Genomic DNA, 10,414 nt, shown 5'->3' with positions numbered 1-10,414 from the left:
CAGATGCGGCAGGCACCGGCAGACTAGGTCAGACACTGTCGGGGGCAGCCTCTAGATTGGAAGGAGCAGTCTGGTGCCAACGTCGACGTGCCTCTTGGAGGACGAGCAGTTGACCCGGTCGCTTGCGAGTTCGGCGGCATCGACATCTGCGTCAACAACGCGTCGGCGATCAACATGGGCTCGATCACCGAGGTGCCGATGAAGCGGTTCGACCTGATGAACGGCATCCAGGTGCGCGGCACGTATGCGGTCTCGCAAGCTTGCATCCCCCATCTGAAGGGCCGGGAGAACCCGCACATCCTGACGCTGTCGCCGCCGGTGCTGCTGGGCAAGGAGTGGTTGAAGCCGACGGCGTACATGATGGCCAAATTCGGCATGACGCTGTGCGCGTTGGGGATCGCCGAGGAGATGCGCGACGAGGGCATCGCCTCGAACACGTTGTGGCCGCGCACCCTGGTGGCCACCGCCGCGGTGCAGAACCTCTTGGGCGGCGAGGAGGCGATGGGCCGGGCACGTAAGCCCGAGGTGTACTCCGACGCGGCCTACGTCATCCTCAACAAGCCCGCCCGGGACTACACCGGCAACATGCTGTTGTGCGAGGACGTGCTGGTGGAATCCGGCGTCACCGACCTGTCGGTCTACGACTGCGTTCCGGGCGGGCAGCTCGGCGTCGACTTCTGGGTCGATGGCGTCAACCCGCCGGGGTACAGAGGGCCCTAGTCATGGCCGGCGCTGCGACGCCGGCTCTCGCGGCTCTGGCCAAAGCCGGTGTGCCGCACGAGGTCGTCACGTTCGAGCACGATCCGCGAGAATCTTCGTTCGGCGTCGAGGCGGTCGACGCGCTGACCCGGGCCGGGAACATCGCGCCGGAGCAGATCTACAAGACCCTGGTCATCGCGGTGCCCGACGGGCTCGCCGTCGCCGTGCTGCCGGCGTCGGCGCGCCTCTCGCTGAAGGCGGCCGCCAACGCGCTGGGCCTGGCCAGGGCCGCCATGGCCGAACCCGCCGCCGCCAAGCGGGCCACCGGTTACGTGGTCGGCGCCATTTCACCGTTCGGGCAGCGCAAGCCGCTGCCCATGGTGCTTGACACCGGTGCGCTCGCCTGGGAGCGGATCTATTGCAGCGCGGGCCGACGCGGCTGGGATGTCGCGATTGCCCCGGGCGACCTGATCCGGGTGACGGGGGCGATCACCGCGGACATCCGGGCGTAGGGCGTGGTTCTGCGGATCCGAACCCGCGAGCGTAACGCTGCGGTCAAAAGCAGCAAGATTTTTCGCCGCAGCGTTACGCTCGCGTGCGCCGCCGACGGTCAGACGAACGCGCTGAGACCGGTCAGCGAGCGTCCGACGATCAAGGTGTTCATCTCGCGGGTCCCCTCATAGGAGTAGATCGCCTCGGCATCGGCGACGAACCGGCCCACGTTGTGTTCCAACAGGATTCCGTTGCCACCCAACAGTTCGCGCGCCCAGCCCACGGTTTCGCGCATCCGGACGGTGCAGAATGCCTTCGCCAGCGACGAGTGCCGGTCCTCGGCCAGCCCGTCATCCTGCAATTGCGACAGCCGCACGCACAGCCCGTAGGACGCGGTGACGTTGCCGAGCATCCGAACCAGCAGATCCTGCACCAGTTGGAAGCCGCCGATCGGGCGGCCGAATTGGCGTCGGCTGCGCGCGTACGCCAGCGCGTTCTCGTAGGCACCCATGGCGCAGCCGACGGCCATCCACGCCACCCCGGCGCGGGTCACGCGCAGCACCTCCGCGGTGTCTTTGAATGAATTGGCGCGCTGCAGCCGGTTGGACTCGTCGACTTCCACGTTGTCGAGTGTGATCAGACCGTTCTGCACGATGCGCAGCGCGATTTTATGCATTTGCTTCTCGACGGTGAATCCGGGCGAGGAGTTGTCCACCACGAAGCCCTTCACCTGTCCGTCGGCGACGTCCTTGGCCCAGACGACGGTCAAGTACCCGAAAGTCGAGTTGCCGATCCATTTCTTTTGGCCGTTGAGGATCCAGGTGTCACCCTCGCGTCGCGCCGTCGTCTGCAGGCCGCCCGAGGCTCCCGAGCCGACCTCCGGCTCGGTCAGGCCGAAGGACCCGATCTTGTCGTAGCGCGCCATGGCCGGCAAAAAGCGTTCGCGTTGCTCGTCGGAGCCGCACAGGTAGATCGACCCCATCGCCAGCCCCCCGTGCACCCCGTTGAAGGTGGCGACCGAGCAGTCCGTGCGGGCGAGCTCCATTGCGATCATGCCGTCGAGCAGGAAACGGCGTCCGGGGCACCCGTGGCCGTGGTACGGCAGGCCCGCGAGACCCAGCTCGCGCATCCCGGGCACGATCTCGAACGGAAAGGTCGCCCGCGACCAGTGCTCGAGGAGGACGGGCGCGACATCGGTCCCCATGAACTTGCGCACCGCATGCAACAGGTCGCGCTCATCGTCGGCGAGCAGGTGTTCGTAGGAGTAGAAATCCGACGTGTCGAAGTGGTTGTGGCTCATGGCCGTTCTCCCGGTTCGCACAAAAACTTGTCGATGACGGGCGCGAGTTCGGCGGCGTTGTGCACCAGGTCGATGTGCCCGCCAGAATGCAGGTACAGCCGCGAGTGAGGCAGCAAGGCGTGCAGGATGTGCGCGTTGGCCACCGGGATGATGGGGTCATCCGTGCCGGCGACGATCAAAGTGTCCTGCCGCACTGCGGGCAGCGCGAACAGGCTCGTCCAGACGGCACCTGCGAGCAGCTGGTGCACGTAGCCCATCTTCGAGCCGGCGCGCAGCTGCCGCACGAACAGTTGCGCCACATCTTCGCCGTGAGCCCGGACGGTGCCACCGTACAGCTCGCCGGCGATCGATGCCGCATAGTCGGGATCCGAAAACCTACGTGGTGTAAGCATTTTCAACAGCACCGCGGGATGGGCCGGCACCATCAGCGCGCCGGTACCGGTCGCCGCCAACACCAGGCGCCGACACCGGCGAGGATTCTGGAAGGCGAACTGCTGCGCAAGCGCGCCACCCCAGGAAAGCCCGAGCACATCCACCACGCCGATGTCCAACTTGGACAGGACGCGACCCAGGACCCAGGCAAGGTACGGAAGCCCGTAGGGCAGCGGCGATGTGGGCGATCCTCCGGTCCCGGGGACGTCGAATCTCACTACAGTGGACTCCATTTGCTCGACCAGCGGATCGAGCACCTCCATGCTGACCCCGATGCCGTTGCACAGCACCACTGGCACGCCCGTTCCCTGGCGCACGTTCACTCTGACGCGCTGGCCGCCGGCGTTGACGTAGCGTTCCTCACCAAGAGCGCTCACCGATGCCATCCGGCGCACGGCTCTCATTTTTCCATCACATAACTGCCCGGGGCCGGACCGAGTGGCGGGAGGCCCTCACCGCCAAGGGTTTCCGGGGCGTCGACCTGCGGGCCGCTGCGCTCGGCGAGCCAGCCTGCGTAGTCGGGCCACCACGAGTCGGGCAACATCTGCGACGACTCGAGCCACTTTTCGGGATCTTCCGCGTCGACCGGACCGGTCTGGTACGACGCCTTCGGGTTGCCGGGCGGGTTGACCAGCGCCGCAATGTGACCGCTGGTTGACAGTACGTAGCGGTTGTCCTTGCTGCCGAGCAGGCGCGCGCTGCGGTAGGTGGCCTGCCACGGGGAGATGTGGTCGGCGACACCGCCGATGACATATGCGTCCGACGTAATGTCGGACAAGTCGACCGGGCTGCCCAACATGCTGACAGCGCCAGGGGTGACCAGCGCGTTGTGCAGCCCCATCAGCACCATGTCGCGGTGCAGTGCGGCGGCCATTCGGGTGGTGTCGGCATTCCAGAACAACACGTCGAACGCCGCCGGCTTGCGGCCCTGAACGTAGTTGTTCACCACGTACCGCCACACCAGGTCGGTGGGCCGCAGCCACGCAAAAATCTCCGCCATGTCACGCCCGTCGAGGTAGCCCTTGCGACCCGAAACGCGTATCGCCGCCTGCGCCGCACGGTCGCTCATCGCCGCGGCGGCGAAGCCGGCTTTGGTCTCATCCAGCACGGTGACCGCCAAGGTGAAGCCCGCGATCCGATCCCCTTCACCGATCTCGGCGAGGTGAGCCGCGGTCAGTGCCGCGAGGATGCCGCCCGAGCAGGTGGCGAACAGATGGGTCCTGTCAACGTCGGCGATGTTCTGCACCGCGTCCATCGCCTCGACGATCGCCGCGCCATACGCGTCGAAACCCCAATCCTTGTGGCGTGCTTGCGGGTTGCGCCACGAGATGACGAACACCTGCTGGCCTTGCTGCACGAAGTACTCGATCATGCTGCGCCCGGGTGCGATGTCCAGCACGTAGAACTTGTTGATCACCGGCGGCACCATGAGTAACGGGATCGCGTTCACCGTCGGCGTCTGCGGGGCGTACTGAATCAATTCGAACATCGATGTCTGCAGCACCACCGCCCCCTTGGTTATGGCCACGTTCTCGCCCACCGCGAAGGCGTCGGGCTCGACCATCGCCGGCACCCGAGGCTTCGAAAGCATGTCCCGCGCAAAGGCTCTCGCGCCGCGCACCGCGCTCAGGCCGCCGGTGTCGATCAGCGCCTTCCAGCCCAGCGGGCTGATCAGCGGGTTGTTGCTGGGCGCCAGACCTTCCACGAAGTTGTCGACGACGAACCGCATCCTCTCGCCGTCGCGCCAGTCCAGCTGTGCGTCGGCAAGCAGACCTTCGGCGGTCTCGGCACCGGCGAGGTAGGCCTGCATGACCCTGCGCAGCAACGGGTTCTGCTGCCACGCTTGGTCGGCGAATCGCTTGTCGGACCGGGCCGGGGCACGGTGGGATTTGCCCACCGCGATGCCACCGAGCTCACGCGTGAGCGCGCCGAGCCGACCGGCCACCGCACCGGGCTGCTTGGCGAGGTTGGCGCCGAAGTGACTCCAGGTCGCGTTGGGCATCATCCGGCTGGCGAACGGCTTGGTCGCGCTGGTCAGCAGCAGGTCGAGCGGTGCGGCGAGTTCGTCTGGTTTGGTAGTCCCAGTCCCCATGGCTATCCGTTGCTTTCACTGGTCGGGACGGTGATTTCGCGCTTCAGAAGCTTGCCGGTGGGTCCCTTCGGCAAAGCGTCCACCAGCCAGACCAGACGCGGATACTTGTATGCGGCCACCCGGGCCTTGACGTAGTCACGTAGCTCGTCGGCGGTGATAGCGGCCCCTTTCTTGAGGGCGACGGCCGCACCGACTTCCTCACCGAGGGAGTCGTGCGGGATACCGATGACCGCGGCTTCGGCCACGGCGGGGTGCTCGTAGAGCACCTCCTCGATCTCGCGGGGATAGACGTTGTACCCGCCGCGAATGATCATGTCTTTGGTCCGGTCGACGATGTAGAAATAGCCGTCCTCGTCAATGCGCCCGACGTCGCCCGTATTGAGCCAGCCCTCGGCGGTGATCGTTTCCTTGGTGGCGTCCGGAAGGTTCCAGTAGCCCTTCATCACGTTGTGGCCGCGGATCTGGATTTGGCCGGTCTCCCCCTGCGGAACCTCGACTCCGTCGAGGTCGACGACCCGCATCTGGATGCCCTCGATCGGGGTGCCGATGGAGCCCGCCTTGCGCGGCCGGTCTGGATGGTTGAATGCGGCCGCCGGCGAACTCTCGGATAGCCCGTAACCCTCGAGAACCCTGCAACCAAAAGCCTTTTCGAAGTCGGCGAGGACCTGGACCGGCAGCGCCGCGCCGCCGGAGACACAGGTCCGCAGGCTCCGCGTCGCCTCCGGCGAGGCCTGGCCTGCCACACTGAGCAACGCCGAATACATCGTCGGCACCCCCTCGAATACCGTGACGGCGTCTCGCTCGATCACCTCGAGAGCCTTGCGGGGGTCGAACCGGGGGATCAGGGTCAACGTCGCACCCGCGAGGACGGAACCGTTGAGCCCGCAGGTCAGACCGAAAACGTGAAACAGCGGCAAGCAGCCCATCACCACGTCGTCGGGTCCGGTTTCGACGAGGGTCCGGACGCTGACCTCGGCATTGCGGCCAAGGTTGCCGTGGGTGAGCATGGCGCCCTTGGGCTTACCGGTGGTCCCGGACGTGTGCAGAATGACCGCGACGTCGTCGTCGTCGCGTCCCACCGGGGAGTCCTGTTCAGGGAGACCGTCGGTCAGCTTCATCAGCCCGGCATCGTCGACGAGCCAGCACTGTGCCCCAACCTCGGCGGCGCCGGCTGTGGCCTCCTCAGCGAAAGCCGGTGTCGCGAAAAACGCCTTGGCACCGCTGTTGGAGAGGTAGTAAGACACCTCGCGAGCCTTGAGCAATGGATTCATCGGGACCGCGACGGCGCCGCGGTACATGATGCCGTAGAACGCGATGGCGAATGCGGGCGTGTTGGGCAACATCAAGCCCACGCGGTCGCCCGGCTCGACCCCGGCCCGCTCCAGCAGCGTCGCGACACGAGCGGCCGCGGCGGCGAATTCGGCGTAGGTGAATCGCACATCGTCGCAGCGCAGCGCTACGCGGTCTGGGTCGCGATCCTTGGCTGCAACAAGATTGACGCTCAGTGCGGTCATGGGTGCCTCCGGGTGATGCTTGAGGTGGCTGGTTCTGGGCTCGTCGTGGGTTTTCAATCGTCCTCTCGGTAACCCCGCATAACAATGTCGCGGCAAACAACGACCGACCCGTTTACCTGTGACGGCGCACAGCACGTCGCGGACCGATGCCGCATGAGCGTTGGTTGACTGCTTCATGCGTTTGGCATGACTGCGTTCTGGGAGCGGCCATCTCGACCGGCGCGTAACTGGCACTGCTGTCAACCGGTCCGAGAGCAAGTCTGAGTGGACGGTCCTCGATCGCTAGAGGGGCGCCCGCAAAGGCGTCTGATCATCCGGGGCACCAGCTCGGGCGAATCTGGGCCCGGCTGCCAGGGCTGGCCACCGGCCTATGCCGAAGAATCTCGGCGAGCTGATCGTGGTGCCCCGCCATCGGATGAAGCCGCGGAGGAATCGGTTGAGGAATGGGCCGATTGACTGATGAAACGGCGATGCAACTGCGCTGTGAGCAGATGGATTTGACGGGTCAGTTCGGTGTTGGTCTTCAGTTCCAAATCTTGGGCCTCGAAGTCATGGTCTGCCTTTGCCTGCTGGAAAGCCGACTGCCGATTCTGACCGATCATCACGAACGCCGTAAGGAAGATTGCCTCGAGCGACACGATCAGCGCCAATGTTGGCCACGGGCTTTTCTCCAAAACCAACATCCAGACAGCGAATATCGCCGCGTGAATCCAGACGAAATTCATCGACCCCGCGAATGTAGTGATTCGATCGGCCAGCCGCATCTGGAAATTTCGCCGTCGTTTCTCGGCCTCTTCCAGTACGGCTGGATGATGCGATGCCTTGTCACGCAGCAGCCGACGCGGGACCAGTTGTGGCCCGCCGTCGGCAGCAGCGGCGCGGTGATCGGTCCCCATTGTTGTTCCTTTCGCAATAGCGCAAGCACTGGCCAATGCGAACGCTAACCGTGGATAGCCCAACGGGTGGTGTCAGCCAGCACAGCGTCGCCACCATGAAATTGTTCTCCGCAACATCGCACGAAGCGGCGATTGAGCTTCCAATACGCGATGGGTCCTACATCATCTGCTTGCCGATGTCGTCGGAGCTGACGATGACGATCAACGACCCGTCTGCGAAGCGTTCTGCCCGTCATATCGCATCTCGCCTCACGACGTCATGGCGCTCACCCAGAGCCGCGAGAGGCGCTTGCACGCACCGTCGAGGGCGCTGCGGGCAGGGGCGTCGTCACCGAACTTCCCCATGTCCAAATCAACCTTGAAAGTTGCTACCTGCCAACCTAAAACGGCAAACCGAACACTCACGCTCATGTCGTGCACACGAAAATCGCACACTCCAGGCTTGAGCACCTTGCTCTTGGCACTGGTGATGGCGGGGTCAGCGGGCGGAATCGGTCGGGACGGCAGGTGCCGCGTCATCACACGCTCCACAACTGCTGACCGAGAATGGCTTACCATGATGTCCTCACTTCGGCTGATCCTGTTTCGCGCTCATCTATTCCAGCCGATGCGTCGATCGTCGGATGAGCCGAGGCAGGCGTCGATGTTCTCTCAGACAACACATGTCACTTTGCGGTGTTGGCATCGACAACCCCGCCATGCCACCATGAGCGGCGCACGCAGCCTGTACGCCGAGACAGCGACCGGCGCGCGCCATTGTGGGCGACAACAGCGACGTCCTCGATCACAGCCACGAGGCCGTCACAAGACTCGCTGGACAACGAACATGGCCGACCAACGACCCTCATCATCCCTGACGGCACCCCGGACGACACGCTTAAAGCAATAGAGACTCACCGCGGACGTCATTGTCCTCGGCTGGTTCTCGACTGGCGCCGCCCGTCGCGGAATCATTGCACAGGCGCCCATCGAAACGGCCAACGTTGCGCCCCAATAGAATTCCGTTGACGCGAGCGCCGCATGCGGACCGCAGACGGATTGTCCCAGCGACCAACCTCCACTCGTCAATCATGTTCCGGCGAACAATGGCCAGCGGCTACCGAGCACCGATGATCACTGTGGAGGGCATGAAGTCGGCCTCAGGGTACGAACGGTTGGCGAGCAGCCTGCCATAAGAGCGATGAAGGAGTTCGCAATGGAAAACAACAATTTGAGCGATCAGTTCGAGAAAATTTCGGATAGAGCAAAACTGGCGACCCAGCACCTTCACGCGGCCAGCCAGTCCACCAGGGACCAGCTTGCCGCCGACGCCGCCAGCGCACGGAACAAGGCAATTGCAGCCGCAAATCACTTGCAGGACAACGTCGATGGCGCTCACGACAAAGCGTCGTCGCATTGGCAGGACATGCGCGTCAAGTGGCAGGCCCACGTTGCGAAGGTACGGACAAGCGCCAAGGAGAAGAAGGACCAACTTGACGCCGGCGCGGCGAACGCTGACGCGAATATCGCGCTGTCTTATGCGCTGGATGCGATCGACTTCGCACAGGCCGCCGTCGACGAAGCCGAGTACGCGTCGCTGGATGCGATGTATGCGCGCGCTGCCGCGGACTCGCACCATATGTGATCCGAAGCGACCCGGGCCGAGCGTTCCGTTCGGCTCGAACGGATCATATTGCGCCGGCACATCATCGCCGTGACGGCGACGTTGTTCCCGCGGCAACGGTAACGAGCCGCGGGCAACAATCGCTCTGTCGCAACAACTACGAATCACATAGGCCACGTTCACAAAAGGAAACTGCTATGAGCGCCATCCACCGTCCGATATCAGGCGTACTTCAGGGCATCTGGAAAGCGACGATCCCGTCCGGGCTCTTGGCCATGGTTCTTGGTGGTGTGATGCTGGCGTGGCCAGAACCTTCGGTCGTTGCGGCCGCCGTGTTGTTTGGTATGTACCTGATCGTCTCCGGCGCCGCGCTGGTGTTTCTCGCGTTCGCCCTACCCATCTCAGGCGGCAGCCGTTTCCTGACCTTCGTCTGCGGCGTAGCGTCAGTCGTACTTGGTGTTCTGGCGTTTTGTCACTTCGGTGAGGGATACGCGACGGTATTGTTAGCCATCTGCGTTGCGACCGGGTTCATCGTCCGAGGTTTCTTCGCAGCGGCATCGGCGATCGGTGTTCCCAAGTTGCCCGGACGAGGGTGGGCGATGTTTTTCGGGACTATCAGCATCCTCGCCGGTTTGGTGGTGCTCGCATACCCGTCCGATTCAATCGAGACATTGGCTCTTGTGGTCGGAGCTTGGCTCACGATCCTCGGCGCCGTCGAGGTCGTCTCGGGGTTCGCTATGCGTAGCGACGTGAAGAAGCTCGAAAAGGTGACCGGCACCGCCGCCACCGTGACTCTTTGGTAAGTCCACTCGCAAGCGCTGCACTGCAATAATTCTCGCTTCGCGCGCCGCACCTCAGCCGCGCCGAATCCCGACGTATCAGTGTTCTGCCATACCCGGAACGTTTCAAAAAGGATCTCCCGCTCCTGGTCGGGAAGATCGCCAAAACCGTCCAGTGCGGCGCCTACTGTTTGAACCATCACCTTCGGTGCGCTCACGGCAGCCGTGGCCAGCATGGAGCCGTCACCGACAGCCCAGCACCGTCGGGCCGAGGATCGATGTTCAACGCCGCATGGATGCAGTGCTAGGCGGGCCCGGTATTTCGACGGGTTGGTCAATCAGACCCACGCATGAGCTCCGTCAATTGGGCGCGGGTGTTGATGCCCAGCTTGGCGAATGCATTGTGAAGGTGGGTTTTCACCGTATGGAGGGAAAGGTGCAGCTGCTCGGCGACATCGCGGTTGGTCGCGCCCTGGGCGATCAGGTTGACGACCGTGAGCTCGGAGTCGGTGAGGCTGCCCCGGCCGGTCTTGGCCCGCGGCTGGCTGACAATGCGACGTTCCACACCTAACCGGCGCAACTCGCGGCCCACCCGGCGCGCATCGGC

At 64.2% G+C, this 10,414-nt stretch carries 11 protein-coding genes; 4 read left to right on the top strand and 7 right to left on the bottom strand.

What is annotated here, in order from left to right; all coding sequences use genetic code 11:
• Window positions 1–87: 87 nt before the first annotated feature.
• A complete protein-coding gene (locus tag JWP83_RS28740) occupies window positions 88–720 on the top strand; it encodes an SDR family oxidoreductase (protein WP_297738383.1) in 633 nt (210 codons plus the stop codon).
• Between the two features lie 2 nt (window positions 721–722).
• Window positions 723–1,211 carry an aminoacyl-tRNA deacylase gene (locus JWP83_RS28735; RefSeq protein ID WP_297738381.1) on the top strand — a complete coding sequence of 163 codons (489 nt, stop codon included), beginning with the start codon at window positions 723–725 and terminating at the stop codon, window positions 1,209–1,211.
• A gap of 98 nt (window positions 1,212–1,309) precedes the next feature.
• On the opposite strand, the gene JWP83_RS28730 is transcribed toward JWP83_RS28735, so the two are convergent.
• The 6 genes from JWP83_RS28730 to JWP83_RS28705 all read right to left on the bottom strand — a co-directional run bounded on the left by JWP83_RS28730 (window position 1,310) and on the right by JWP83_RS28705 (window position 7,944).
• A complete protein-coding gene (locus JWP83_RS28730; protein WP_297738379.1) occupies window positions 1,310–2,491 on the bottom strand; it encodes an acyl-CoA dehydrogenase family protein in 1,182 nt (393 codons plus the stop codon).
• The gene (locus JWP83_RS28725; RefSeq protein ID WP_297738385.1) at window positions 2,488–3,309 is read right to left on the bottom strand and encodes an alpha/beta fold hydrolase; all 822 of its coding nucleotides are present in this window, start codon (window positions 3,307–3,309) and stop codon (window positions 2,488–2,490) included. Before JWP83_RS28725 ends, JWP83_RS28730 begins: the two co-directional genes overlap by 4 nt.
• Window positions 3,310–3,323: 14 nt before the next feature.
• Window positions 3,324–5,015, bottom strand: a complete 1,692-nt coding sequence (locus tag JWP83_RS28720) for an alpha/beta fold hydrolase (protein WP_297738377.1) — start codon at window positions 5,013–5,015, stop codon at window positions 3,324–3,326.
• Window positions 5,016–5,017: 2 nt separating this feature from the next.
• Window positions 5,018–6,529, bottom strand: coding sequence for a long-chain fatty acid--CoA ligase (locus tag JWP83_RS28715; RefSeq protein WP_297738375.1), 1,512 nt, complete (start codon window positions 6,527–6,529; stop codon window positions 5,018–5,020).
• A gap of 368 nt (window positions 6,530–6,897) precedes the next feature.
• Window positions 6,898–7,425 carry a DUF1003 domain-containing protein gene (locus JWP83_RS28710; protein WP_297738373.1) on the bottom strand — a complete coding sequence of 176 codons (528 nt, stop codon included), beginning with the start codon at window positions 7,423–7,425 and terminating at the stop codon, window positions 6,898–6,900.
• Window positions 7,426–7,674: 249 nt separating this feature from the next.
• Complete coding sequence (locus JWP83_RS28705; RefSeq protein WP_297738371.1) at window positions 7,675–7,944, bottom strand: hypothetical protein; 270 nt, start codon at window positions 7,942–7,944, stop codon at window positions 7,675–7,677.
• Window positions 7,945–8,605: 661 nt separating this feature from the next.
• On the opposite strand from JWP83_RS28705, the gene JWP83_RS28700 reads away from it, so the two are divergent.
• Entirely contained in the window at window positions 8,606–9,049 is a 444-nt protein-coding gene (locus JWP83_RS28700) for a hypothetical protein (protein ID WP_297738369.1), read from the top strand.
• A 176-nt stretch (window positions 9,050–9,225) separates the two neighbouring features.
• The gene (locus JWP83_RS28695) at window positions 9,226–9,831 is read left to right on the top strand and encodes an HdeD family acid-resistance protein (protein ID WP_297738367.1); all 606 of its coding nucleotides are present in this window, start codon (window positions 9,226–9,228) and stop codon (window positions 9,829–9,831) included.
• A gap of 310 nt (window positions 9,832–10,141) precedes the next feature.
• Here JWP83_RS28695 and JWP83_RS28690 read toward each other — a convergent pair.
• On the bottom strand, window positions 10,142–10,414 hold a 273-nt coding region (locus JWP83_RS28690), incomplete at its 5' end, for a response regulator transcription factor (protein WP_297738365.1).

This window comes from Mycobacterium sp. (genome assembly GCF_025965855.1).
Classification (GTDB): Bacteria; Actinomycetota; Actinomycetes; order Mycobacteriales; family Mycobacteriaceae; genus Mycobacterium.
This window is presented reverse-complemented; position numbering and strand designations above follow the sequence as displayed.

What these genes read in the sequence shown, in the direction of transcription:
- JWP83_RS28735 (WP_297738381.1), top strand. Translation starts at nt 723, where the DNA reads ATGGCCGGCGCTGCGACGCCGGCTCTCGCGGCTCTGGCCAAAGCCGGT.
- JWP83_RS28730 (WP_297738379.1), bottom strand. Translation starts at nt 2,491, where the DNA reads ATGAGCCACAACCACTTCGACACGTCGGATTTCTACTCCTACGAACAC.
- JWP83_RS28725 (WP_297738385.1), bottom strand. Translation starts at nt 3,309, where the DNA reads ATGGCATCGGTGAGCGCTCTTGGTGAGGAACGCTACGTCAACGCCGGC.
- JWP83_RS28720 (WP_297738377.1), bottom strand. Translation starts at nt 5,015, where the DNA reads ATGGGGACTGGGACTACCAAACCAGACGAACTCGCCGCACCGCTCGAC.
- JWP83_RS28715 (WP_297738375.1), bottom strand. Translation starts at nt 6,529, where the DNA reads ATGACCGCACTGAGCGTCAATCTTGTTGCAGCCAAGGATCGCGACCCA.
- JWP83_RS28710 (WP_297738373.1), bottom strand. Translation starts at nt 7,425, where the DNA reads ATGGGGACCGATCACCGCGCCGCTGCTGCCGACGGCGGGCCACAACTG.
- JWP83_RS28705 (WP_297738371.1), bottom strand. Translation starts at nt 7,944, where the DNA reads ATGACGCGGCACCTGCCGTCCCGACCGATTCCGCCCGCTGACCCCGCC.
- JWP83_RS28700 (WP_297738369.1), top strand. Translation starts at nt 8,606, where the DNA reads ATGAAGGAGTTCGCAATGGAAAACAACAATTTGAGCGATCAGTTCGAG.
- JWP83_RS28695 (WP_297738367.1), top strand. Translation starts at nt 9,226, where the DNA reads ATGAGCGCCATCCACCGTCCGATATCAGGCGTACTTCAGGGCATCTGG.